The 25331-nt window shown below is 73.2% G+C and carries 19 protein-coding genes; 3 read left to right on the top strand and 16 right to left on the bottom strand.

All coding sequences use genetic code 11. The annotated features are described in order from the left end of the window. Positions 1-35: 35 nt before the first annotated feature. The 8 genes from ACGF3I_RS20830 to rimP form a co-directional block, all read right to left on the bottom strand. Complete coding sequence (locus ACGF3I_RS20830; protein WP_393134074.1) at positions 36-3707, bottom strand: trypsin-like peptidase domain-containing protein; 3672 nt, start codon at positions 3705-3707, stop codon at positions 36-38. Between the two features lie 181 nt (positions 3708-3888). Beyond that, a complete protein-coding gene (truB, locus tag ACGF3I_RS20825; protein WP_393134073.1) occupies positions 3889-4794 on the bottom strand; it encodes a tRNA pseudouridine(55) synthase TruB in 906 nt (301 codons plus the stop codon). After that, positions 4791-5234 carry a 30S ribosome-binding factor RbfA gene (rbfA, locus tag ACGF3I_RS20820; RefSeq protein ID WP_393134071.1) on the bottom strand — a complete coding sequence of 148 codons (444 nt, stop codon included), beginning with the start codon at positions 5232-5234 and terminating at the stop codon, positions 4791-4793. The genes truB and rbfA overlap by 4 nt, the downstream gene beginning before the upstream one ends. A 33-nt stretch (positions 5235-5267) precedes the next feature. Next, positions 5268-5561, bottom strand: a complete 294-nt coding sequence (locus ACGF3I_RS20815) for a DUF503 domain-containing protein (RefSeq protein WP_393134069.1) — start codon at positions 5559-5561, stop codon at positions 5268-5270. Positions 5562-5741: 180 nt separating this feature from the next. Beyond that, positions 5742-8852, bottom strand: a complete 3111-nt coding sequence (infB, locus tag ACGF3I_RS20810) for a translation initiation factor IF-2 (RefSeq protein ID WP_393134067.1) — start codon at positions 8850-8852, stop codon at positions 5742-5744. Between the two features lie 148 nt (positions 8853-9000). Further along, positions 9001-9279, bottom strand: a complete 279-nt coding sequence (locus ACGF3I_RS20805; RefSeq protein WP_393134065.1) for a YlxR family protein — start codon at positions 9277-9279, stop codon at positions 9001-9003. Between the two features lie 126 nt (positions 9280-9405). After that, a complete protein-coding gene (gene nusA / locus ACGF3I_RS20800) occupies positions 9406-10395 on the bottom strand; it encodes a transcription termination factor NusA (protein WP_393134063.1) in 990 nt (329 codons plus the stop codon). A gap of 2 nt (positions 10396-10397) precedes the next feature. After that, a complete protein-coding gene (gene rimP / locus ACGF3I_RS20795) occupies positions 10398-10946 on the bottom strand; it encodes a ribosome maturation factor RimP (RefSeq protein ID WP_393134061.1) in 549 nt (182 codons plus the stop codon). Positions 10947-11172: 226 nt separating this feature from the next. Here rimP and ACGF3I_RS20790 point away from each other — a divergent pair, with 226 nt between their 5' ends. The 3 genes from ACGF3I_RS20790 to ACGF3I_RS20780 are packed head-to-tail and all read left to right on the top strand — an operon-like array spanning position 11173 to position 13061. Then, positions 11173-11670: a hypothetical protein gene (locus ACGF3I_RS20790; RefSeq protein WP_393134059.1), complete on the top strand. Its 498-nt coding sequence runs from the start codon at positions 11173-11175 to the stop codon at positions 11668-11670. Further along, positions 11670-12119: a ferritin-like domain-containing protein gene (locus tag ACGF3I_RS20785; protein ID WP_393134057.1), complete on the top strand. Its 450-nt coding sequence runs from the start codon at positions 11670-11672 to the stop codon at positions 12117-12119. The genes ACGF3I_RS20790 and ACGF3I_RS20785 overlap by 1 nt, the downstream gene beginning before the upstream one ends. A 39-nt stretch (positions 12120-12158) precedes the next feature. Then, positions 12159-13061 (top strand): aminoglycoside phosphotransferase family protein, encoded by a 903-nt coding sequence (locus tag ACGF3I_RS20780; protein WP_393134055.1) that lies wholly within the window; start codon positions 12159-12161, stop codon positions 13059-13061. Between the two features lie 626 nt (positions 13062-13687). Here ACGF3I_RS20780 and ACGF3I_RS20775 read toward each other — a convergent pair. The 8 genes from ACGF3I_RS20775 to ACGF3I_RS20740 form a co-directional block, all read right to left on the bottom strand. Beyond that, on the bottom strand, positions 13688-15388 hold the full coding sequence (locus tag ACGF3I_RS20775; protein ID WP_393134053.1) for a proline--tRNA ligase: 1701 nt from the start codon (positions 15386-15388) through the stop codon (positions 13688-13690). A gap of 90 nt (positions 15389-15478) precedes the next feature. After that, positions 15479-16042: a GNAT family N-acetyltransferase gene (locus ACGF3I_RS20770; protein WP_393134051.1), complete on the bottom strand. Its 564-nt coding sequence runs from the start codon at positions 16040-16042 to the stop codon at positions 15479-15481. 15 nt (positions 16043-16057) lie between these two features. Beyond that, on the bottom strand, positions 16058-16900 hold the full coding sequence (locus ACGF3I_RS20765) for a GNAT family N-acetyltransferase (protein WP_393134142.1): 843 nt from the start codon (positions 16898-16900) through the stop codon (positions 16058-16060). 594 nt (positions 16901-17494) lie between these two features. Next, a complete protein-coding gene (gene ispG / locus ACGF3I_RS20760; RefSeq protein WP_393134049.1) occupies positions 17495-18652 on the bottom strand; it encodes a flavodoxin-dependent (E)-4-hydroxy-3-methylbut-2-enyl-diphosphate synthase in 1158 nt (385 codons plus the stop codon). A gap of 207 nt (positions 18653-18859) precedes the next feature. After that, positions 18860-20161 (bottom strand): M50 family metallopeptidase, encoded by a 1302-nt coding sequence (locus ACGF3I_RS20755; protein ID WP_393134047.1) that lies wholly within the window; start codon positions 20159-20161, stop codon positions 18860-18862. Further along, positions 20158-21408 (bottom strand): 1-deoxy-D-xylulose-5-phosphate reductoisomerase, encoded by a 1251-nt coding sequence (gene dxr / locus ACGF3I_RS20750; protein ID WP_393134045.1) that lies wholly within the window; start codon positions 21406-21408, stop codon positions 20158-20160. The genes ACGF3I_RS20755 and dxr overlap by 4 nt, the downstream gene beginning before the upstream one ends. Before the next feature lie 220 nt (positions 21409-21628). Next, the gene (locus ACGF3I_RS20745; protein WP_393134043.1) at positions 21629-23554 is read right to left on the bottom strand and encodes an acyl-CoA dehydrogenase family protein; all 1926 of its coding nucleotides are present in this window, start codon (positions 23552-23554) and stop codon (positions 21629-21631) included. A gap of 221 nt (positions 23555-23775) precedes the next feature. Beyond that, the gene (locus tag ACGF3I_RS20740; RefSeq protein ID WP_393134041.1) at positions 23776-25221 is read right to left on the bottom strand and encodes an aldehyde dehydrogenase family protein; all 1446 of its coding nucleotides are present in this window, start codon (positions 25219-25221) and stop codon (positions 23776-23778) included. Positions 25222-25331 lie beyond the last annotated feature (110 nt).

The raw sequence follows: 25331 nt of genomic DNA, 5'->3' as shown, positions 1-25331 counted from the left end.
TCCTCGAACCCGTGTACGTCGTTGACCCTTACGCGTCATGCAGGTCTAAGACTGCCATGCCCGGCGGCCCGGGAACGCATCGGCATGGGACTGCCCAGCGTCTCCACCGCACGCCGCGCCTGCGGGCCGACCACCGCGCCCCACTCCTGCGGGGCCTGGACCAGCCATCCGGCGACCTGCGCGGCGAAGCCCGGCGCCCGGGCGCACAGCTCGACCAGGCGCCGGTCGAAGTGCGCCGCGCCCTCGGGCGTACGGCCGAACAGGAGACCGGTGCGGTGGACGAGGTCGCGGGTGCGGGCCGGCGCCCGCTCGTCCGCGCCGTCGGCCGCGGCGGTCAGGAGCGCGTCCAGGACGCTCCGGTCGTGCGCGCCGCGGTGCTGGCGCTCCGATTCGCGGTCCGATTCGCCGTCCGGTTGGCCGTCCTCTTCGCGGTCCGGTCCGCCATCCGGCCCGCGGTCCGGTTCGCGGTCCAGTTCGCGGTCCAGGAGGACGTCGAGCAGTTCGGCGCGCAGCGGGCGCGAGGCGCGGGTGGCGGGGGCGGCGAGTACGGGGACGAGCGCGCACCGCACCGGGTGGGCACGGCCGCACAGCAGGCTGGTCACCATCGGGAAGAGCACCGCGCGGGCCGCCGGACCGTGGGCCAGGCGCCGGTCGACGAAGGCCGCGACGTGCCCGGCGGCCTCGGGGTGGGCCTCGGCGTGCTCCTGGACGAGGGCGGCGGCGCGCCGGGCGAGCGCCGGGGTGTTGATCTCGGCGAGCGCGCCGAGGATGTCGGCGACGGCGGCGGCGTCCTGGCGCAGCCGCGTTCTGAAGGCGGCCAGGACGGGTTCGGGGTGCGTGGTGAGGGCGGCGGCGAGCGCGGCGGCCGGAAGGCCGGGCGCGCCGCTCGTGTAGGCGGTGAGCGCCGGGTCGAGGTGGCGGGCGCGGGTCTGCGGGTCGCGGACCAGCAGGGCGTACGCGGCGCCGTGCGGCGCGGTGTCACCGGGGCGGGCGAGCAGCGCGAGGGCGGCGTGGCGCAGCAGGTCGCGGTCGGCGGGGGTGCGGATGCCGAGCGCCACGCGCGGCCCGTACCGCGCGGCGGCGGCCCGGCGTTCGGGCCGGTCGTCGTGGGCCCAGCGGTCCACGGCCCGGCAGAGCGCGGACGGCTCGTCCTCGGCGAGCTGGACGAGCAGTTCCCCGGCGCGGACGTGGCCGGTCGCCACGAGCGCCTCGGTGAGGTCGTCCACGGCCAGCGACCGGCGGGCGTACAGCAGGGCCTGGGCCGCGCGCGCGACGGTGGGCCGCACCTCGGTGCCGGGCGCCACCGGCAGGGCCCGCTCGTCGGTGAACCAGCGGCACAGCAGCGGCTGGACGACCGTGGGCTCCTCGGTGAGCCGGCGGTCGGCGGCGTCGAGATAGCGCTCCCAGCCGGGGCAGGCCCCGGGCACTCCGTCGGCCGGCACCAGGCGGCGCAGCAGTTCGAACCTGCCGTCCTCACCGAGCCGCAGGCGCGTCCAGAACCACGGTCCGAACGCAGCGAGCGCCCCGAGGCCGGCCGGGCCCCCCTCGCGCACGGACCGGTCGCCGATCCGGTCGGCGAGCAGCCGCAGCACCTCCTGGTAGGGCCGGGCGTCGGGCACGCGCAGCAGGGTCCCGGTCAGCAGGTGGACGGCCCACCACTGGGCGTCGGCGCACCGCTCGTGGCCCGCGCCGGTCACCGCGGGACGGTCGAGTACCTCCACCAACTCCTTGAGTTTCAGGGCGAGTCGGGTCGATCCCTGCCGGCCGGCGAGCAGCAGCATGGCTTCGAGGACGGGTCCGATGCGGTGCCGCGGCACCGGCAGGGCACGCCCGTCGGGGGCGGGGCCCGAGCCGGGCGGGGGCGGCACATGGCCGGCCGGGACGGCGGTACTGACGGCGGGGCGCGGCGGGAGCCGTACGGCGGCCTGCGGGTCGCCCTCCTCGTACCAGCGGTGCACCAGGGCGTACAGGGCGGCGTCCAGGTCGAGGTGGGCGGCCTGGACCCAGTCGGCGACCTCCTCGTGCGCGAAGCGGTAGCCGGACCCGGCCGGCACGAGCAGTCCCTCGGTGAGCACCGCGGACGCGGCTCCGGTACGCCAGGGGAAGAGCTCCTCGAAGGACTCGCGGTCCAGTTCGCCCTGGCCGGGGCCCAGACAGCGCCGGGCGGCCTCGTGGACCCGGCCGGCCACCCGGGCCGCGAGCCGGCGCACCGCGCTGCCGCGCACCGGGGGGCGCGCGGAGGCCGCGATGCGCACCGCCACGCGCAGGCACATCAGGTCCAGGTGGGCGCCGAACACGTCCTCGCGGTCCGGGGTTCCGGGCACCTCGCCGACGAGCGCGGCACGCACCTCGGCCAGCAGCCGCAGGGTCAGCGGGTGGCGGGCGTCGCGCTCGGCGAGCGGGGCGCCGGCGATGCCGTGGCGCTCGCGGACCGCGGCGGCCTCGTTCGGCCCGAGGTCGCCGACGCGCACGCCGTCGGGCAGGCGCGGCAGCGGCGCCGGGTGCAGGGCGCCTGCGGGGTAGTGCGCCCCGGCCTGCTCCCAGTGCTCGGGCCGGCAGGCCACGACCAGACGGGCCCCGGCCGCCCCGAGCCACTTTGCGGTGCCCGCGGTCCACGCGGCGAGGCGGTGGGCGAGGACGGGCGGCATCTCCTCGGGCCCGTCGAGCAGGACGTACAGCGGGCGCCCGGCCTCCCGGGCCAGGCGTGCCACCCGGTCGGGGACGCCCTCCTCGCCGTCGGGCGCGGCCGGGGCCGCGACGATCCGGGCGGCCTGGGCGAGGGCGCGGGTGACGGCGTCGGCGACCGAGGCGTCGCCCGAGCGCAGGTCGGCGCCGCGCAGCCAGAGCGTGGGGGCCGGTTCGGCGCCGCGGGCCCGGCGGGCGGCGAGGGCCGCGAGTTCGGTGGTGCGCCCGGTACCGGGATCCCCGACGAGGCCGAGGACGAGGGCGTGCCCGGCCGCGAAGGCGTCCAACTGCGCGGCGGTGTCCGGTCGTTCGACGGGGTCGCGCCATCCGCCGGGCCCGCCGGCCGAGCCCACGGTGGTGGCGGTCAGCTGGAGGGCGCCGGCCAGGTTGAGGTCGGCTCCGTAGGCCGGCACGGTGGCGGCGTTGCGCCGCAGCAGCTCGCCGAGCGGACCGTCGTCGGCGCGCAGCGGCACGGCGAAGCCGCAGGCCCGGTGGGCCGTGTGCAGGGCGGTGCCGACCACGCCGACGACGGCGCCGGTGGCGGTGTCCACGACGGGACCGCCGCTGCCCTCTCCGCCCAGCCGCATGGCTTCGCTGCCTGCCGTGCCGATCGCCAACTCCAGTGCGTCGCCCAGGAGATGGAAGCGGTCGGTGGCGGTGTAGGTGACGGCGCAGGTGCCGAGGACGCGGGCCTCGCGCCAGCCGTGGGCGGCGACCCGCACATAGGTTCCGGCGCCGACGCCGGTGCGCGCCGAGACCGGCAGCGGGCGCACGCCGAGCCCGTCGGTGCGGACCAGCGCGAGACCCGCCGCGGGCAGCGGGGTGAGGTCGGCCCGCTCGGCGAGCCAGGTGCGTTCGCCGGGGGCGTGCAGCACCACGCGGCTGAGCCCGTCGACGGCCTCGTGGCTGGTGACGACGGTCCCCCGGTCGTCGGCGACGAATCCCGTCCCCCGGGTCCGTCCGGCCAGATCACAGATCCGTACCAGCGTCTCCCGGTCCTCGTCCCACGCCCCGCGTCCCATGTCCGAAACGGTAGTTCTGGGGTGATCGGCCCGAGAAGGACGCCCGGGGAAAGCGCCCCCCTGTGCTCCGGTGGTTCACTCCGAGCGCCCGCTCGTAGGGGTGAATCGCCGGGGCGGCGCGGATGGACCCCGTCGAGGGGGATCGTGGAGCGGGCCGTCCGCCCGCTCCACGGTGAGCGGCTCAGCCGAACACGGCGAGGCTCTTGGCCTTGCCCTTCTGGCTCTCCACGAGCGCGAGGAAGGTGCCCTCGGGGCCGAACACGCCGACCGGCTTCCCGCTCTCGTACTCGTCGGGCATGTCCAGGCGTACGCCGTTGAGCAGCAGCGAGCCGCGGCGCGCGTCCACGTCCCAGCGCGGGAAGGCGGCGGCCGCCGCGGTCGCCACCGGCATCACGGTGAGCGACTCCTGGAGCTGGTCGAGGGTGCGGGCCGCGTCCAGGCCGTAGGGGCCCACCCGGGTGCGGCGCAGCGCGGTTAGGTGGCCGCCGACGCCGAGACCGGCCCCGAGGTCGCGGGCGAGCGCCCGGATGTAGGTGCCGGAGGAGCAGACGACGGAGACGACCAGGTCGACGACGGGTGTGCCGTCCTCGGCCACGGCCTCGCGGACGTCGTAGACCCGGAAGGAGGAGACGGTCACCGGGCGGGCCGGGATCTCGAACTCCTCGCCGCCGCGCACCCGCGCGTAGGACCGCTTGCCGTCGATCTTGATCGCGGAGACCTTGGACGGCACCTGCATGATGGCGCCGGTCAGGGCGGCCACCCCCGCGTCGATGCCCTCACGGGTCACCTTGGAGGCGTCGGTGGACGAGGTGATCTCGCCCTCGGCGTCGTCGGTGACGGTGTCCTGGCCGAGCCGGATCGTACCGAGGTACTCCTTCTCGGTCAGGGCGAGGTGACCGAGGAGCTTGGTGGCCCGCTCGACGCCGAGGACCAGTACCCCCGTCGCCATCGGGTCCAGGGTGCCGGCGTGGCCCACCCGGCGGGTCCTGGCGATGCCGCGCATCTTGGCCACGACGTCGTGCGAAGTGAAGCCCGACGGCTTGTCGACAATGACCAGTCCGTCGGGCGTCTTTGCTGCGGTGCTCATGCGGAGGCGTCGTCCTCGTCGCCGGGCTTCTTGTACGGGTCGGCGTCCCCGGCGAACTCGGCGCCCGAGGACACCTCGCGCACCGCGGCGTCGGAGGCCCGCGCCTTGTCGAGGAGGTCCTCGATGGTCCTGGCGTTCTCGGGGAGGGCGTCCGCGATGAACGTCAGGGTGGGCGTGAACTTGGTGCCGGCGGCGGAGCCCACCGCGGAGCGCAGGACGCCCTTGGCGCTCTCCAGGCCGGCCGCGGCGGCGGCCCGCTCCTCGTCGTCCCCGTACACCGTGTAGAAGACCGTGGCCTCCCGCAGGTCACCGGTGACCCTGGTGTCCGTGATGGTGACGTGCGTTCCGAGGCGCGGGTCCTTGACGCCACGCAGCAGCTTCTCGGCCACCACCTCCCGGATGAGGTCCGCCAGCTTCTTCGCCCGCGCGTTGTCGGCCACTGGTCCTACTCCTTCTCAAGCCTTGCTCGGTGTTCAGTCTTCGTCGCTGTGGAGCCTGCGTCTCACCGAGAGCAGTTCCACCTCGGGCCGTGCGGCGACGAGCCGCTCGCACCGGTCGAGTACATCTGTGAGGTGCCCCGTTTCGCCGGACACCACCGCCAGGCCGATCTCGGCCCTGCGGTGCAGGTCCTGGTCGCCGACCTCGGCCGCGCTCACCGCGAACTTCCGCTGGAGCTCGGCGACGATGGGCCGCACGACGGAGCGTTTTTCCTTCAGCGACCGTACGTCGCCGAGGAGCAGATCGAAGGACAGCGTCCCCACATACATGGATGTCCGGATGTCCCGCCGGTACGGGTTAGAGGACCCCGCCAAAGCCTTGGCAGGGACATCAAGAACCGTACCGGAACGGCCGGGGCCGATCGACGGAAATATCTTCCCGCCGATCGGCCCCGGCTCACGCGTTCCTCAGGAGGCCGCGCCTCCAGGGGTACGGGTCGGCCGCTCGGACTAGCCGCGCGGCTTCTCGCGCATCTCGTACGTCGCGATGACGTCGTCGATCTTGATGTCGTTGAAGTTTCCGAGGTTGATACCGCCCTCGAAGCCTTCGCGGATCTCGGTCACGTCGTCCTTGAAGCGGCGCAGGCCGGAGATGTTGAGGTTCTCCGCGATGACCTTGCCGTCGCGCAGCAGACGCGCCTTGGTGTTGCGCTTGACCTCGCCCGACCGGACCAGGACACCGGCGATGTTGCCCAGCTTGGACGAGCGGAAGATCTCGCGGATCTCCGCCGTACCGAGCTCGACCTCTTCGTACTCCGGCTTGAGCATGCCCTTGAGGGCCGCTTCGATCTCTTCGATCGCCTGGTAGATGACCGAGTAGTACCGGACGTCGACGCCTTCGCGCTCCGCCATCTGCGCCGCGCGGCCCGCTGCGCGGACGTTGAAGCCGATGACGATGGCGTCGGAGCCGGTCGCCAGGTTGATGTCGGACTCGGTGACCGCACCCACACCGCGGTGCAGGACGCGGATGTCGACCTCGTCGCCGACGTCGAGCTGGAGCAGCGAGGCCTCCAGGGCCTCCACCGAACCGGACGCGTCGCCCTTGATGATGAGGTTGAGTTCCTGCACCAGACCGGCCTTGAGGGCCTCGTCCAGGTTCTCCAGGGAGAACCGCACGCCCTTGCGGGCGAAGCGGACGTTGCGCTCACGGGCGGCACGCTTCTCGGCGATCTGACGGGCCGTACGGTCCTCGTCGACGACCAGGAAGTTGTCGCCGGCGCCCGGGACGTTGGTGAGACCGAGGACGAGGACCGGGGTCGAGGGACCCGCCTCTTCCACGTTCTCGCCCTTGTCGTCGAGCATGGCGCGCACGCGGCCGTAGGCGTCGCCCACCACCATCGTGTCGCCGACCCGCAGGGTGCCTCGCTGGACCAGGACGGTCGCGACGGCGCCGCGGCCCTTGTCCAGGTGGGACTCGATCGCGATGCCCTGCGCGTCCTGCTCCGGGTTGGCCCGCAGGTCGAGCGAGGCGTCGGCGGTGAGGACGACGGCCTCCAGGAGGGACTCGATGTTGAGGCCCTGCTTGGCGGAGATGTCGACGAACATCGTGTCGCCGCCGTACTCCTCGGCCACCAGACCGAACTCGGTGAGCTGACCGCGCACCTTGGTCGGGTCCGCGCCCTCGACGTCGATCTTGTTGACCGCGACCACGATCGGCACGTCGGCCGCCTTGGCGTGGTTCAGCGCCTCGATCGTCTGGGGCATCACACCGTCGTTCGCCGCCACCACGAGGATCGCGATGTCGGTGGACTTCGCACCACGGGCACGCATGGCGGTGAACGCCTCGTGACCCGGGGTGTCGATGAAGGTGATCCGGCGGTCCTCGCCGTTGACCTCGGTGGCGACCTGGTACGCACCGATGTGCTGCGTGATGCCGCCGGCCTCGCCCGCGATGACGTTCGTCTTGCGGATCGCGTCCAGAAGGCGGGTCTTACCGTGGTCGACGTGACCCATGACGGTCACGACCGGCGGACGCGCGACGAGTGCTTCCTCGCCGCCCTCGTCCTCGCCGAACTCGATGTCGAAGGACTCGAGCAGCTCGCGGTCCTCCTCCTCGGGGCTGACGATCTCGAGGATGAAGTTCATCTCGTCCGCGAGCAGCTTCAGCGTCTCGTCCGAGACCGACTGCGTGGCGGTGACCATCTCGCCGAGGTTCATCATCACGCCGACGAGCGACGCCGGGTTGGCGCCGATCTTCTCGGCGAAGTCGGTCAGCGAGGCACCGCGCGACAGGCGGACGGACTGTCCGTTGCCGCGGGGCAGCATGACGCCGCCCACCGACGGGGCCTGCATGGCCTCGTACTCCTGGCGCCTCTGACGCTTCGACTTGCGACCGCGACGGGCGGGCCCGCCGGGACGGCCGAAGGCACCCTGCGTGCCACCGCGGCCACCCGGGCCACCGGGACGGCCCTGGAATCCGGGACGACCGCCGAAGCCGCCGCCACCACCGGGAGCGCCGCCACCCGGACGGGGACCGCCGAAGCCGCCACCGCCACCGGGACGACCGCCGCCACCGGGACCGGCCGGACGGCCGGCGAAGCCGCCGCCGCCACCGGGACGACCGGCACCGCCGCCCGGACGGCCACCGGGGCCGCCGGGACCGCGGCCACCGGGGCCGCCACCGGGACGCGGGGACGCGGCCGGACGCTGCGGCATCATGCCGGGGTTGGGACGGTTGCCGCCGGGAGCACCACCGGGGCGCGGGGCGCCGCCCTGCGGACGGGGCATGCCGCCCGGGCTCGGACGGGCGCCGCCCTGACCCTGCGGACGCGGAGCGCCGCCGGGGCCGCCCTGCGGACGCGGGGCGCCACCGGGGGCACCGGCGCCGCCGGGACGCGGGGCGCCGCCGCCGGGACGGGGCGCCTGCGGGCGCGCCATTCCGGTGGAGCCGCCCGAGGTGAAGGGGTTGTTGCCGGGACGCGGACCGGCCGGACGGGCACCGCCCGGACGGGGTGCGCCCTGACCCGCGGGGCGGGCCGGACGGTCGCCGCCGCGGCCACCGTCGCGCTGGCCGCCGTCACGCTGGCCGGCCGGGGCCGGACGGGCGGGACGCGGGCCGGGGGTGGCACCGGCGGGACGCGGGGCCTGGGGCGCCGCGGGCTGGGCCGGAGCCGGGGCCGAGAACTCGGCGGCGGGCACCGGGGTGACCGGGGCCGGCTTGGCCGGGGCGGGCTTCGGGCCCGGACGGGGGCCCGAGGCGGCCGGAGCCGGAGAAGAGGGGGTGCTGCTCGCCGGGGCCGCCGGGGCGGCGGGCGCGGCCGGAGCCGCAGGCGCGGCCGGCTTGGGGGCCGGGGCGCCGGGCTTGGGGGCAGCGGGACGTGCCGCGGCGGGAGCCGCGGGCTTGGCAGGCGCGGCCTTGCGGGGCGCGCCGGGCTTGGCAGCGGACTTGCCGGCGTTGCCGCCGGGCCCCTGCAGTGCGTCAGTCAACTTGCGTACAACCGGCGCCTCGATCGTCGAGGACGCCGAACGGACGAATTCACCGAGTTCTTGGAGCTTGGCCATGACGACCTTGCTCTCCACCCCGAACTCCTTGGCGAGTTCGTATACCCGGACCTTAGCCACTTCGCTCCTTTTAGGTCCGGGTTACCGCCGGACCGTCGCTACTTCATGGGCGTACTCATCGCGTACTCATCGAGTGCTCATCGCAATCTCGACCTACTTCCAACTCGCGAGGTACCTGACCGCACGGGATTCCGTGCCGTACTTCTTCTTACGTTTGCGTCTGCTCGACGTGCTTGCGCAGTGCCGCGCTGTCGAGCGCCTCCTTGACCCGGAAGGCCCTGGAGAACGCCCGGCGGCGGACCGCCTGGTCGAGACAGACCGAGGCGGGGTGCAGATACGCACCCCGGCCGGGCAGCGTACCGCGCGGATCGGGGGCGCAAGCACCCTCGATCGCCACGATGCGCAGCAGATCGCTCTTGGCCGCTCGCTCCCGGCATCCCACACAGGTTCGCTCAGGGCAGGCGCGGGCGTGCGTCCGGCCAGACACGTTTAAGTCTACCTCCCCGCACCGACCTCACCCCTTGGGGGCAAGAATCGAACGGTTGTTGTCCAGAAAGCTCACCCTGCCCCGTCAACCGGGGCGGGTCCACCTGTTATTCCCGCCCGGCCGCCGTCAGTCCTGTTCGGGCTGCTCGGTGTCCGGACGGATGTCGATGCGCCAGCCGGTGAGACGGGCGGCGAGCCGGGCGTTCTGGCCCTCCTTGCCGATGGCGAGGGAGAGCTGGTAGTCCGGCACGGTCACCCGGGCGGAGCGGGCCGCGAGGTCCACGACCTCGACCTTGGAGACCCGGGCCGGGGACAGCGCGTTGGCCACCATCTCGGCCGGGTCGTCCGACCAGTCGACGATGTCGATCTTCTCGCCGTGCAGCTCCGCCATCACGTTGCGCACCCGGCCGCCCATCGGGCCGATGCAGGCGCCCTTGGCGTTCAGGCCGCTGCGCGTGGCCCGCACCGCGATCTTGGTGCGGTGGCCGGCCTCACGGGCGATCGCCGAGATCTCGACCGAACCGTCGGCGATCTCCGGGACCTCCAGGGCGAACAGCTTCTTCACCAGGTTCGGGTGGGTGCGCGACAGGGTCACCGAGGGACCGCGCACGCCCTTGGCCACCCGGACGACGTAGGTGCGCAGGCGCAGCCCGTGCGTGTACTCCTCGCCCGGAACCTGTTCCTGCACCGGCAGCATGGCCTCCATCTTGCCGATGTCGACCAGCACGTTCTTCGGGTCCTTGCCCTGCTGGACGACGCCGGTGATGACGTCGCCCTCACGCCCGGCGAACTCGCCGAAGGTGATGTCGTCCTCGGCGTCGCGCAGCCGCTGCAGGATGACCTGCTTGGCGGTGCTCGCCGCGATGCGGCCGAAGTCCGACGGGGTGTCGTCGAACTCCTTGGCCTCCTGGCCCTCTTCGAGGTCCGCCGGGTCTTCCTTCGCCCACACCGTGACATGACCGTTCTCACGGTCGAGCTTCACGCGCGCACGCCGGAAGCTGCCCTCGGTGCGGTGGTAGGCGATGAGGAGCGCCGACTCGATCGCCTCGACCAGCAGGTCGAAGGAGATCTCCTTCTCCCGGACCAGACCCCGCAGGGCACTCATGTCGATGTCCACGGCTACGCCTCCTCTTCGTGTCGAATGTCGTTCAGGATGTCGTCCTTGCTGTCTTGCGCGATCTCGCTCTTGCCGTCCTTGCGGCTGAACTCGATCTCGACCCGCGCCTTGGCGATCTCGGCGAAGGCGATCCGGCGGGCGGTGGGCCTGCGCCCCTTCACACCCGGGATCTCGGTGTCGATGCCTTCGTCGTCGGCCTTGAGGATCCGCGCGACCAGCTCACCGCCGTCGTGCAGCTGGAGCCGGGCGAGCCGGCCGGTGGCCCGCACGTAGTGGCGCGGTTCGGTGAGCGGGCGCTCGGCGCCGGGAGACGTCACTTCGAGGACGTACTCCTCCTCGCCCATCACATCGCTCTCGTCGAGCAGCTCGGACACGGACCGGCTGAGCTCGGCACAGGTGTCCAGCTCCACGCCGTCGTCGGAGTCGACCACGATCCGCAGCACGCGCCGGCGGCCCGCCCGGGACACCTCGATCTCCTCGAGGTCCAGATCCTTCGCGCTGACGAGCGGTTCAACGAGACCGCGCAGCCTGTCGCTCTGGGTCGTGCTCATCCGGGTGACTCCTCGGCCGCGTCTGCTGTTGTGGGGGATCGTCGTCGCGCACGGCGGCCGTCGTGGGACCGCCGCCGTCAGATCAAAGGGTATCCGGTCCGGAAGGGTGTTGCCGTCCACCGCCCGGCGGCCGCGGGTACGCTCGCCTGCGGTGATCACTCGGTCACCGGCGGACCGGCACACAGGGGAGAGACACGTGCGCGACCCGGGGACCACGCGAAGGCGCGTGCTGGCCGCGACCGGGGCCGCGGCCGCCGGACTGCTGACGGGCTGCTCGGACGACGGCGGGGACGCCGGCGCGGGCACCGCGGCCCGGGCGGCGGCGCTCCGCGCCGAGACGGCGCTGCGCCTGCGGACCTCGACGGCGAGCCGGACCCTGGTCGCCCAGTACGAGGCGGTCCTCGCCATGCATCCCACGCTGCGGGACCGGCTCGCGCCGCTGCGCGACCAGGCCGCGCAGCACGGCACGGCGCTGGCCCCCGCCCCCGCGGCGGACCGGTCCGCCGCACCGAAGCCGGCCGCGCCGCCCGGTCCGGCGCCCGCGCTCTCGTCCGTCCCGGCCGATCCCGACGAGGCGCTCAAGCAGCTCGCGGAGGCCGAACGCCGCACCTCCGACGCCCAGTTGGCCGCGGTCGCGGGCGCCCCGCCGGAGCTCGCCCGGCTGCTCGCCTCGGTCGCGGCCTCCGGCGCGGGGCACGCCTACCTCCTCGGCGGGGGTGCCTGATGGGGGCGCCGTCGCTGGACGCGGCCCAGGCCTCGCTGGCCGCCGAGCACGCGGCGGTGTACGGGTACGGAGTCCTCGGCGGGCGGCTCTCCGGCGCCCGGGCGACCGAGGCCCGCGACGCCCTCACCGCGCACCGCGCCCGCCGCGACGCACTGGCCCGTACGGTGCGCGACCTGGGCGGATCGCCGGTGGCGTCGGCCGCGGCGTACGCCCTGCCGTACGCGGTGCCGGACGCGGCGTCGGCGCTGCGGCTGGCCGCCGACCTGGAGGACCGGGTCGCCGACGTCTACTCCGACCTCGTACGGGCCGCCGCGGGGCCGCTGCGCCAGGAGGCGGCCGCGGCGCTGCGCGAGGCGGCGGTGCGGGCCGTTCGCTGGCGGGGCGGCAGCGTAGCCTTTCCTGGGCTCGCGGAACGCCCGGGCGCACCGGTCGCGCCGCCGAGCACCTGAGTTCCACCGGCCAGTACCTGAGCAAGGGGCAATACACGCATGGCTTTCGAACCGCCTGAGCGGCTGGTCCGCGCGCTCGGCGAGACGTACGGGGACGCGCTGGCCGGGCCCTGGCTCGGCCGGCTGCCCGAGCTGGCCGGGGCATCGGCCGCCCGGCGGGGGCTCTCCGTCGACCGGGTGCAGGCTCCCGGCGGGCGCTCCAGTCTGGTCGCCCTGGTACGCCGCCCCGACGGAGTCCCCGCCGCCCTCAAGGTCGCGCCCTCCTTCGCCCGCCCCGATCTGGAGCGCGCGGCGCTGGCGCACTGGAAGGGCTGGGGCGCGGCCCAGTTGCTGGACGACGACGGGGCCGCTGACGACGCGCTGCTCCTGGAGCGGCTGCACCCCGAGGTGTCGCTGCGTTCGCTCCCCGAGGCGAAGGCGCTGCTGGAGGCGGCCGGGACGGTGCGGCGCCTGTGGGTCGAGCCGCCGGCCGGCCACGCCTTCGAGACGGTGGCCGAGCGCACCGAGCGCCAGAGCGTGCCGATACGGGCCGCCCAGGACCCCGAACTCGCCCCGCTGGCCTCGGCCGCGCTCGCCGCCCGCGACGAACTGGCCTCCTCCGCACCGGAGTTGCTCCTGCTGCACGGCAACTTCCGCCAGAGCAAGGTGCTTTCGGGTGAGCGGGCGCCGTGGCTGACGGTGGGGCCCGAGCCGGTGGTGGGGGAACGGGCCTACGATCTGGCGCGGTTGGTGCGCGACCGGGTGGAGGACCTCATCGCGGCGCCCAGCGGGGCGTCCGCGGCTCGGCGCCGGGTGAACCGGCTTGCCGACTCGCTGGATGTCGATCCTGGGCGGTTGCACGGGTGGACCCTGTTCCGGGCCGTGGAATCCGGGTTGCGCGCTCGGGCGGCGGGGCGCGTCCGCGACGCGGACCTCCTCCTGGAATTCGCCACCTGGCTGTAGCCCCGGGGGCTCCGCCCCAGACCCCGGGGGATTTGCCCACCCACCCACCCACCCGTACAGGGGGTCGGACAGCCCCGGCCCCTGGGGCTCCGCCCCAAGCCTCGCGGGTCTGCCCACCCGCCCGCCCGTGACGGGGGTTGGATGGCCCCGGCTCCCTGGGGCTCCGCCCCAGACCCCGAGGGGCTTGCCCACCCACCCGCCCGTGCGAGGGGTTGGATGGTGCCGGGCCCTGGGGCTGCGCCCCAGACCCCCTGAGGGGCTCCGCCCCTCGAACCCCGGCGGGGGCTCCGCCCCCTGCACCCCCCTTTCGCGCCTGAACGGCGCTCGTCCTCAATCGCCGGACGGGCTGAGGATGCGCATGCTGGCCAGCACCGAGCAGTTAAGGGGCGCGGGGAACTGCGCGAGAAGCGACCACGGTCCGCACACGACCGGGGGGTTGGGGGCGCGGGGAACTGCGCATGGCAGGCCGGATACGACATGCGGGCCCGCACCCGTCCCGCCAAGGGGCGCGGGGAACTGCGCAGACCCCGGGCCCACCCAGCACCCCCAGGGGCGCGGGGAACTGCGCAAGCCCCCCCGCCCCGAGCAGGAACCCGGGGCGCGGGGCGGGCAGCGCCGTCAGGTGGTTAGGCGGTCAGGTGGGTGAGGGCTTCGGCTAGGGGGAGTTCCGTGCGCTCCCCCGTGCGGCGGTCCTTCAGCTCGAAGACCCCCTCGGCAACCCTCCGCCCCGCCACCAGAATCTTCGGCACCCCGATCAGCTCCGCGTCCGTGAACTTCACGCCCGGCGACACCCCGGCCCGGTCGTCCACCAGCACCCGCAGCCCCGCGGCACGCAGCTGCTCGGCCGCGTCGAGGGCGGCCTCGATCTGCGCCGCCTTGCCCGCCGCGACGACGTGCACGTCCGCCGGGGCGATCTCGGCCGGCCAGCACAGGCCCTTGTCGTCCGCGGTCTGCTCGGCCAGTGCCGCGACCGCGCGCGAGACGCCGATGCCGTACGAGCCCATCGTGACCCGGACCGGCTTGCCCTCCTTGCCGAGGACGTCGAGCTGGAAGGTGTCCGCGTACTTGCGGCCGAGCTGGAAGATGTGGCCGATCTCGATCGCCCGGTCGAGCGTGAGGCCCGCGCCGCACGAGGGGCAGGGGTCGCCCTCCTCGACCACGACGACGTCGAGGTAGTCGTCGACCTCGAAGTCGCGCCCGCACACCACGTTGCGCGCGTGGGTGTCGGGCTTGTTGGCGCCGGTGATCCACGCTGTGCCGGCGGCGACGCGCGGGTCGGCGATGTAGCGGACCTTCTCCAGGCCCTGCGGGCCGACGTAGCCGCGCACCAGGTCCGGCCGGTCCGCGAAGTCCTCGGCGGTCACGAGCTCGACGACCGCCGGGGCCAGGTGCTCGCCGAGCTTGCCGAGGTCGACCTCACGGTCGCCGGGGACGCCCACCGCGACGATCTCGCCGTCCACCTTGACCAGGAGGTTCTTCAGGGTCGCCGAGGCCGGGACGCCGAGATGGGCGGCCAGGGTCTCGATGGTGGGGGTGTCGGGAGTCGCGATGTCCTCGGCGGGGCCGTGGGCCGAGCCGTCGACGGGGGCGGCGACGAACGTCACGGCCTCGGTGTTGGCCGCGTAGTCACAGGCCGGGCAGTCCACGAAGGTGTCCTCGCCCGCGGCGGCCGGGGCCAGGAACTCCTCGGAGGCGGAGCCGCCCATGGCGCCCGAGACGGCGGACACGATGCGGTAGTCGAGGCCGAGCCGCGCGAAGACCTTCTGGTAGGCCGCGCGGTGCAGCGCGTAGGACTCGGCCAGGCCCTCGTCGGTGGTGTCGAAGGAGTACGAGTCCTTCATCTGGAACTCGCGGCCGCGCAGCACGCCCGAGCGCGGACGGGCCTCGTCGCGGTACTTGGTCTGGATCTGGTAGAGCATCACCGGCAGGTCCTTGTAGGACGTGCACTGGTCCTTGACCGTCTGCGTGAAGATCTCTTCGTGGGTCGGGCCGAGCAGGTACTCGCCGCCCTTGCGGTCCTTGAGGCGGAACAGCAGGTCGCCGTACTCCTCCCAGCGCCCGCTCGCCTCGTACGCGTCCTTGGGCAGCAGCGCGGGCAGCAGGACCTCCTGCGCGCCGATCGCGTCCATCTCCTCGCGGACGACGGTGGAGATGTTGTCCAGGACCTTCTTGCCGAGCGGCAGCCAGGTCCAGATGCCGGCGGCGTTGCGGCGCACGTATCCGGCGCGGACCAGGAGCTTGTGGCTGAGCGTCTCGGCGTCCGCCGGGTCGTCGCGCAGTGTCTTGGCCATCAGACGGGACATGCGCTGAACCTGGGCGGCTGCCATGGATTTCTCTCCTGTACGTGCACGGGGTGATGCCTGGAGGTTAGCCGGGCGCCCCGAGTGCGCGGAAATCCGTTTCGCGCCCGGCCCCCGTCAGCCGTGCTGGTCCGGCTCGCGCCGCAGCAGCGGAAGGGGGGCGCCCATGACGGCGTACGGACGTGCCGCGCTCGGAAAGTGCACCTGGCAGGCGAGGTCGACGTAGCCGAGTCCGCGGTACAGGGCGCGCGCGGGGCTCTCGGTGTCGATCGCGGAGAGGATCGAGCGGGGCTCGGCGGCGGTGTCCGTGATCGTGGTGATGAGCGCACGGCCGACGCCCCGGCCCTGGAAGGCGGGGTGCACGTGCAGCTCGGTGATCACGAAGGAGTCGTCGAGCCAGTGATCGGTGCCCTTGTTGCGCAGATACGGCTCGACGACGGTGGACCACCAGTGCGCGCGGTCGTTGGGCATCCCGTACACGAAGCCCACCAGACGCCCGTCGGGGGCGGTGGCGCCGAGCGCCCGCGCGCCCGGGTGGGTCAGGTGCCGCAGCACGATGTGGCGGCGCACCCCGACTTCATCGGCGCCGAGTCCGAAGGCGACCGCCTGTACGGCGAGCGCCTCGTCCACCCGGGCCGCGAGGTCCAGCGGGCCGACGGTCACGTCAGAGTCAGGAGGCATGGCCGCACCCTAACCTCAGAACAGCACGCTCATGAATGCCCCGGTCTCCCGGAAGCCGACCCGGCGGTAGCAGGCGCGGGCGGGGGCGTTGAAGTCGTTCACGTACAGGCTGACGACGGGGGCGACGTCCGCGAGGGCGTAGCGCAGGACGGCCGCCATGCCGGTGGCCGACAGGCCCTTGCCGCGGTGTTCGGGGGCCACCCAGACGCCCTGGATCTGGCAGGCCTGGTTGGTGGCGGCGCCGATCTCGGCCTTGAAGACGACCTTGCCGTCCTCGATCCGGGCGAACGACCGCCCGGAGCCCACGAGTTCGGCGACCCGCGCCTGGTACAGCAGCCCGCCGTCGCCCGCGAGCGGGGAGACGCCGACCTCCTCGGTGAACATGGCGACACAGGCCGGCGTGATCACGTCCATCTCGTCCTTGCGGATGCGGCGGACGTACGGGTCGGGGGTGATGTCGTCGGGCATCCGCTCGGTGACCATGAGGGGCTGGTGCGGGCGTACGTCACGGGCGGGGCCCCAGTGCGGTTCGAGCAGGCGCCACAGCTCGGCGGTGGGTTCGGCGGGGCCGACGATCGAGGAGCAGCGGCGACCGCTGCGGCGGGCCCGGTCGGCGAAGGAACGTACCGCCTCGGGGGTGGCGCAGATCGGTACGAGGTTGGCGCCCGAGTAGCAGAGCGAGCGGAGCCTGCCGTCCGCGTACCAGCCCCACATCTCGCCGCCCAGCCGCCAGGGGTCGAGGCCGGCGATCTGTACGCGGGACGTCACGAAGGCGTTGGCGACCGGGTCGCTCTCCAGGATGGCGAGCGCCGCGCCGAGGTCGCCGGGTTCGAGGACCCGGGTGGTGGTCTGCGTCAACACGAGGGGGCCTCACGGTACGGTCTGCTGATCTCCGCACTGTACCCTCCCCCCGGGGCTGCGCCCCGAACCCCCAGAACGCCCGTACAGGGTCCGCACGGCCTGGCCCCCTGGGGCTCCGCCCCAGACCCCGAGGGGTTTGCCCACCCACCCGCCCGTGCAGGGGGTTGAAGGGTGCCGGGCCCCTGGGGCTGCGCCCCAGACCCCCCGAGGGGTTTGCCCACCCGCCCGCCCGTGCAGGGGGTCGATCAAGCCCGGCCCCTGGGGCTCCGCCCCAGACCCCCTGAGGGGCTCCGCCCCTCGAACCCCGGCTGGGGGCTCCGCCCCCTGCACCCCCTATCGCGCCTGAACGGCGCTCGTCCTCAAACGCCGGACGGGCTGAGGATGCGCAAACTGGCCCGCACCGGTGCGGTTAGGGGCGCGGGGAACTGCGCGACAAGCGAGCACGGTCCGCGCACGACCGCGGAGCCAAGGGGCGCGGGGAACTGCGCAAACCCCGGGCATCCCCAACACCCCAAGGGGCGCGGGGAACGCGCAGGGCGGGCCCCGCGCCAGGCGCCCCGGGCCGGCGCGAACGGGCCCGCGGGGTGGGGGTCAGCCCGCGACCGACACCTGCGGCTCCCCCGAGGCGATCCCGTCCTTCTCCATCTGCTCAGCGATCTTCATCGCCTCGTCGATCAGCGTCTCCACGATCTTCGACTCCGGCACGGTCTTGATGACCTCGCCCTTGACGAAGATCTGCCCCTTGCCGTTGCCGGAGGCGACCCCGAGGTCGGCCTCGCGGGCCTCGCCGGGGCCGTTCACGACGCAGCCCATGACCGCGACGCGCAGCGGGACCTCCATGCCCTCGAGGCCCGCCGTGACCTCCTCGGCCAGCTTGTACACGTCCACCTGGGCCCGCCCGCACGAGGGGCACGACACGATCTCCAGGCGGCGCTGGCGCAGGTTCAGGGACTCCAGGATCTGGATGCCGACCTTGATCTCCTCGGCCGGCGGGGCCGAGAGCGAGACCCGGATCGTGTCGCCGATGCCCTCGCTCAGGAGCGCGCCGAAGGCCACCGCGGACTTGATGGTGCCCTGGAAGGCGGGACCGGCCTCGGTCACACCGAGGTGCAGCGGGTAGTCGCACTGGGCGGCCAGCTGCCGGTAGGCGTTGACCATCACCACGGGGTCGTTGTGCTTGACCGAGATCTTGATGTCCTGGAAGCCGTGCTCCTCGAAGAGCGAGGCCTCCCACAGGGCCGACTCGACCAGCGCCTCGGGGGTGGCCTTGCCGTACTTCTTCAGCAGCCGCGCGTCCAGCGAGCCCGCGTTCACGCCGATCCGGATGGGCGTGCCCGCGTCCTTCGCGGCGAGCGCGATCTCCTTGACCTTGTCGTCGAACTGCTTGATGTTGCCCGGGTTCACGCGGACCGCCGCGCAGCCCGCGTCGATCGCCGCGAAGACGTACTTCGGCTGGAAGTGGATGTCGGCGATGACCGGGATCTGCGACTTCCTCGCGATCGTGGCCAGCGCGTCGGCGTCGTCCTGCGTGGGACACGCCACCCGCACGATCTGGCAGCCCGACGCCGTCAGCTCGGCGATCTGCTGCAGCGTCGCGCCGATGTCCGACGTCCTCGTCGTGGTCATGGACTGCACCGAGACGGGTGCGTCCCCGCCGACCGCCACGGAACCGACCTGGATCTGACGGCTCTTGCGACGCTCGGCCAGCTTGGTCGGTACGGACGGCATTCCCAGTGAAATCGCAGTCATCTGCTGTGCAACCCCAAGGTGTGGATCAAGGTCCCGAGATCGGCGGGCTCCAGCCTTCGAGGTTACGTCACCCGCGGGGCCCCGGGCGCACGGTGTCCCCGGAGTTCACGCGAAGGGGGCGGCTCCGGCACGCTGAGTGCCGAAGCCGCCCCCTTCTCCGCGACGGTCGTGCGCCGCCCCCGTACGGCAGGGGTCTCCCCCGGGCCGTCAGGTGATCTTCACCGGGTTCACCACGTCCGCCACCAGGACGAGCAGGGTGAAGCAGATGAAGATTCCGGCCACCACGTACGCGACCGGCATCAGCTTCGCCACGTCGAACGGGCCCGGGTCGGCGCGCTTGAGGACGCGGGCGACGTTGCGGCGCAGCGACTCCCACAGGGCGCCCGCGATGTGTCCGCCGTCCAGCGGGAGCAGCGGCAGCATGTTGAACAGGAACAGCGAGAGGTTGAAGCCCGCGAGCAGGAACAGGAACGTGGCGATGATGTTCGGCGTCGGGGCGTCGAGGTTGAGCACCTCGCCGCTGAGCCGGGCCGCGCCGACCACGCCGACCGGCGAGTCGGCCTTGCGCTCGCCGCCGTCGAAGGCCGCGTTCCACAGGTCCGGGATCTTGCCGGGCAGGGCGACGATCGAGTGCACGCCGTTCTCGACCATGTCTCCCATGCGGTTGACGGACTGGCCGAAGGAGAGGGGCTGGATCTCGGTCTTGGGCGAGAAGCCGAGGTAGCCGGCCGGGACGTACTGGTCGGGGATGGCGTCGCCGTTCCCGTCCTTCTTCAGGACCATGTTCTTGGCGAGCGTGGGGTGCAGGGTGACCTGCTGCCCCGCGCGCTCCACCGTGAGGGTGGCCGGGCCGATGGTCTCGCGGATGCGGTCCGAGAGGGACGACCAGTCCTTCACGGGCCTGCCGTTGAAGGCCACGATCGTGTCGCCCGCCTTCAGGCCCGCGGCCTCGGCGGGCGAGACCGCGTCGCCCGGCTTGCAGGTCTCGCGCTTCTCGCTCTGCGCGATGACGCATCTCTGGACGCCGCCGACCTGGGTGGTCTCGGTCGGCATGCCGAAGCCCATGAGCACGCTGAGGAAGATCGCGACGGCCAGGATCAGGTTCATGAACGGCCCGGCGAACATGACGATGACGCGCTTCCACGGCTTGCGCGTGTAGAACAGCCGGTCCTCGTCGCCGGGTTGGAGCTCCTCGAAGGCGGCGGCCCGGGCGTCCTCGATCATGCCGCGGAACGGCGAGGTGGAGCGGGCCTCGATGCGGCCGTCGGCGCCGGGCGGGAACATGCCGATCATGCGGATGTAGCCGCCGGCCGGCACCGCCTTGATGCCGTACTCCGTGTCGCCCTTCTTGCGCGACCAGATGGTGGGCCCGAAGCCGACCATGTACTGGGGCACGCGGATGCCGAAGAGCTTGGCCGTGGAGAGGTGGCCGAGCTCGTGCCAGGCGATGGAGATGAGCAGCCCCACGGCGAACAGCGCTATGCCGAGGACCGTCAACAGGATCGTCATGCGCGTGCCTCCGCTGTTGCCTTCACCGCGAGCTCCCGGGCCCGGGCGCGTGCCCAGGTCTCCGCTTCCAGGACGTCCGAGACCGTGAGGGAAGTTCCCGCGGACGGTGTTCCGTGTTCGGCGACGACCTCCGTCACCGTCTCCATGATCCCGCTGAACGGGAGCCGCCCGGCCAGGAACGCGTCCACGCACTCCTCGTTCGCGGCATTGAACACCGCCGGAGCCGTTCCGCCCAGCTCCCCGACGTGCCGGGCGAGTCCCACCGACGGGAAGGCCTCGGTGTCGAGCGGGAAGAACTCCCACGTCGAGGCCTTGGTCCAGTCGAAGGCGGGGGCCGCGTCCGGGATCCGCTGGGGCCAGCCGAGCCCGATGGCGATGGGGCCGCGCATGTCGGGCGGGGTGGCCTGGGCGAGCGTGGAGCCGTCGGTGAACTCGACCATGGAGTGCACGTAGGACTGCGGGTGGACGACGACCTCGATGCGCGAGAACGGGATGTCGTACAGCAGGTGCGCCTCGATCACCTCCAGGCCCTTGTTGACCAGGGTGGCCGAGTTGACGGTGATCACGGGGCCCATCGCCCAGGTGGGGTGGGCGAGCGCGTCGGCCGGGGTGACGTCCGCCAGCTGTTCGCGGGTACGTCCACGGAAGGGCCCGCCGGACGCGGTGACCACGAGCTTGCGCACATCGGCGCGCTTGCCCGCGGCCAGGGCCTGGAAGAGGGCGGCGTGCTCGGAGTCGACCGGGATGATCTGGCCCGGCCCGGCGATCGCCTTCACGAGGGGGCCGCCGACGATCAGCGACTCCTTGTTGGCGAGGGCGAGCGTGCGGCCGGCCGTGAGCGCGGCCAGCGTCGGGGCGAGCCCGATCGAGCCGGTGATCCCGTTCAGGACGGTGTGGCAGGGGGAGGCCGCGAGCTCGGTGGCCGCGTCGGGCCCGGCGAGGATCTCGGGGAGCGGCTCGCCGCCGTACTGGGCGGCCAGCGCCTCGCGCAGCGCGGGTACGACGTCCTCGCGGGCCACCGCTACGGTCGACACCCGCAGCCGCCGGGCCTGCTCGGCGAGCAGCTCGACCCGGCCGCCGGCCGCGGACAGGGCGGTCACGCGGAAGCGGTCGGGGTTGCGCAGGACCAGGTCGATGGCCTGGGTACCGATGGATCCGGTGGATCCGAGGACGACCACATCGCGCCGGCCGGTGGCCGGATCGAAGGCGATGTGGGGGTCGGCGAGGGGGGCTGGGCTGTCGCTCATGCCCCCATTGTTGCCGCATCGGCTGTGCGCCCGGACAGCGCTCCCGCCAAGACGACCGGGACGAGTGCGCGCAGCGGCCGCGTCCGGGGCGTGCGGGCGCCGTCCCCCGCGTCGCCCCGGGAACGGCGCACCGCGCCCGGACCGGGGCGGAGCCGCATGCTCCGGGAGCCGGGGCCCGGCCGCCGGAGCATGAGGTTTTGCCCCGGTGGCCGGGCTCCCGTCAGCGGATCGGGCGGTGGACGTTGTCGCGCCGGGCCGGACCCGGGGTCGCGTCCGCGATCCAGACGCCGTCGTCGGAGGGGTCGACGACGCCCTCCTCCAGCCAGGTGTACGCACCGGCGAGCACCTCGTCGACCACCTTGCGGTCGAGGTCGTCGGTGTTGCTCCACAGCCGGGTGAACAGCTCCTCCACCCGGATGCGTGACTGGCGGCAGAACGTGTCGGCCAGCTGAACCGCCTCCCGGCCGTTCTGATCACTGGCCCGCAGGTGTTCGGCCCGTACGCAGGCCGCGCTCATCGCGAACAGTTCGGCGCCGATGTCGACGATCCGGCCGAGGAAGCCCTGCTTGGTCTCCATCCGGCCCTGCCAGCGCGACATCGCGTAGAACGTCGACCGGGCGAGCTTGCGGGCGGCCCGCTCGGCATAGCGCAGATGCTGGGCCAGTGGCCCGAACTCGCTGTAGGAGTTGGGGAGTTGACCGGGGCCCGCGACCAGTTTCGGCAGCCACTTGGCGTAGAAGCCGGCCGCATTCGCGCCTGCCTTCGCCTTGTCCTGGAGGGTCTTGTCGGGGTCGATGAGGTCGCCGGCCACCGACAGGTGGGCGTCGACCGCCTCGCGGGCGATCAGCAGATGCATGATCTCGGTCGAGCCCTCGAAGATCCGGTTGATCCTCATGTCCCGGAGCATCTGCTCGGCGGGCACGGCCCGCTCACCGCGGGCGGCCAGGGAGTCCGCGGTCTCGAAGCCGCGTCCGCCGCGGATCTGGACCAGCTCGTCCGTGATCAGCCAGCCCATCTCGGACCCGTACAGCTTGGCGAGCGCGGCCTCGATGCGGATGTCGTTCCGGTCCTCGTCGGCCATCTGGGCGGAGAGGTCGGTCATGGCTTCGAGCGCGAAGGTGGTCGCGGCGATGAAGGAGATCTTCGCGCCGACCGCCTCGTGCCGGGCGACCGGACGGCCCCACTGTTCGCGCACGCCCGCCCACTCACGGGCGATTTTCAGACACCACTTGCCGCCGCCCACACACATCGCGGGCAGCGAGAGGCGGCCGGTGTTGAGCGTGGTGAGCGCGATCTTGAGGCCGGAGCCCTCGGGGCCGATGCGGTTCGCGGCCGGCACGCGGACCTGGTGGAAGCGGGTGACGCCGTTCTCGATGCCGCGCAGACCCATGAACGCGTTGCGGTTCTCTACGGTGATGCCCGGCGAGTCCGCCTCCACCACGAAGGCCGTGATGCCGCCCTTGTGGCCCTCGGACCGCGGCACCCGGGCCATCACGACGAGCAGGTCGGCGACGACCCCGTTGGTGGTCCACAGTTTCACCCCGTCCAGGACGTAGGCGTCGTCGCCGTCGGGCACCGCGGAGGTGGCGAGCCGGGCCGGGTCGGAGCCGACGTCGGGCTCGGTGAGCAGGAACGCGGAGATGTCGGTACGGGCGCAGCGGGGCAGGAAGGTGTCCTTCTGCTCCTGGGTGCCGAACAGCTTCAGCGGCTGGGGCACCCCAATCGACTGGTGCGCGGAGAGCAGCGCGCCGACCGCGGGACTGGCCGAACCGGCCAGGGTGAGCGCCTTGTTGTAATAGACCTGGGTCAGGCCCTGGCCGCCGTACTTCGTATCGATCTTCATGCCGAGGGCGCCGAGCTCCTTGAGCCCGTCGACCACGTCGTCGGGGATCCGCGACTCGCGGTCGATGAGCCGGCCGTCGACGCGGGTCTCGCAGAAGTCGCGCATCTTGGCGAGGAACGCCTCGCCGCGCTCCACGTCCTCGGGGGCGGGCTGGGGATGAGGGTGGATCAGGTCGAGGCGGAGCCGGCCGAGGAAGAGTTCCTTCGCGAAGCTGGGCTTGCGCCAGTCCTGCTCGCGGGCGGCCTCGGCGACCTGGCGCGCCTCGCGCTCGGAGACCTTGGGCGTGTGCTGTGGTGCGGTCATGAGGGGTACTCCTCGCCGCGGGCTGACGGGTGCGGGCGGCTGCCCGTTACCGGGTGGTGCTACTCGTCCGTATGTACCCCAATCCCGGGAGTTGGACCACCCCTCCCGACTGCCCGGGCGTACGACGGCGGCCGGAACCCCCGCACAGTGGGTTCCGGCCGCCGGTCTGGTGACGCGCGTGCCTGCGGGTGACGCGCGGACCCGCAGGGCGAGGCGCGTGCCTACAGGGCGAGGCCCGTCAGGACCAGGACGCGCTCGTAGGTGTAGTCGTCCATGGCGTAGCGGACGCCCTCGCGCCCGACGCCGGAGGCCTTGGCGCCGCCGTACGGCATCTGGTCGGCGCGGTAGGACGGGACGTCGCCGATGATCACGCCACCGACCTCGAGGGCCCGGTGGGCGCGGAAGGCGGTCTGCACGTCGTGCGTGAACACGCCTGCCTGGAGGCCGTACTTGGAGGCGTTGACGGCGGCGAAGGCCTCGGCCTCGCCGTCCACCTTCTGCACGGTCAGGACCGGGCCGAAGACCTCCTCGCAGGCGAGGGTGGTGTCGGCGGGCAGCTCGGTGAGCACGGTGGGCGCGTAGGAGGCGCCGTCGCGCTTGCCGCCGGTGAGCAGCTCGGCACCGGCCCGGACGGCCTCGTCGACCCAGGACTCGACGCGCTGGGCGGCGTCCTCGCTGACCAGCGGGCCCACGTCGGTGGCGGAGTCGGACGGGTCGCCGGTGACCTGTGCCTCGACGGCCGCGACGACCTTCGGGAGCAGCCGGTCGTACACCGCGGCGTCCGCGATCACGCGCTGGACGGAGATGCAGGACTGGCCGCCCTGGTAGTTGGAGAAGGTGGCGATCCGGGTCGCCGCCCAGTCCAGGTCCTCCTCGGAGGCCCAGTCGCCGAGGACGACGGCCGCGCCGTTGCCGCCGAGCTCCAGGGTGCAGTGCTTGCGCGGCACCGAATCCATGATCGCGTAACCGACCTTGTCCGAGCCGGTGAAGGAGATGACCGGGAGGCGGTCGTCCTGCACCAGGGCCGGCATCTTGTCGTTGGCGACCGGCAGGATGCTCCACGAGCCGGCGGGCAGCTCGGTCTCGGCGAGCAGCTCGCCGAGGATCAGGCCGGACAGGGGGGTGGCCGGCGCCGGCTTCAGGATGATCGGGGCGCCGACGGCGATGGCCGGGGCGACCTTGTGGGCGCACAGGTTCAGCGGGAAGTTGAACGGCGCGATGCCGAGGACGACGCCCTTGGGGAAGCGGCGCGTCAGGGCGAGGCGGCCCACGCCACCGCCGTCGGTGTCCAGGCGCTGGGCCTCGCCGCCGTTGAACCGGCGGGCCTCCTCCGCAGCGAAGCGGAACACGGACACCGCACGGCCGACCTCGCCGCGGGCCCACTTGATCGGCTTGCCGTTCTCGGCGGAGATCAGCTGGGCGATCTCCTCGGTGCGCTCGGCGAGACGCTTGGAGACGTGGTCGAGGGCGGCGGCGCGGACGTGCGCCGGGGTCGCCGCGAACTCCTCCACGACGGCGTGCGCGGCGGCCACGGCCTCCTCGACCTGGGCGTCGGTGGGCACGCTGACCGAGGCGACGTGGCGGCCGTCCCAGGGCGAAGTGACATCGAAGCGGTCGTCGCCGGTGGACTTGCGGCCGGCGAGCCAGAAGGCGGTGGTAGCAGTCATGGGGTTCACGGTAGGGCGGGGTGGGGTGGGGTGGGTTTGTCCGACGTGGAGTGATCCCCACCCCGGACACGCCACTCTGTATCCCCCTGCGCGGCCACCCCCGGCCTTTG

The organism is Streptomyces sp. NPDC048111 (genome assembly GCF_043202815.1).
GTDB lineage: Bacteria > Actinomycetota > Actinomycetes > Streptomycetales > Streptomycetaceae > Streptomyces.
The sequence above is the reverse complement of the archived record's forward strand: the minus strand, read 5'-3'. Positions and strand labels throughout refer to the sequence as shown.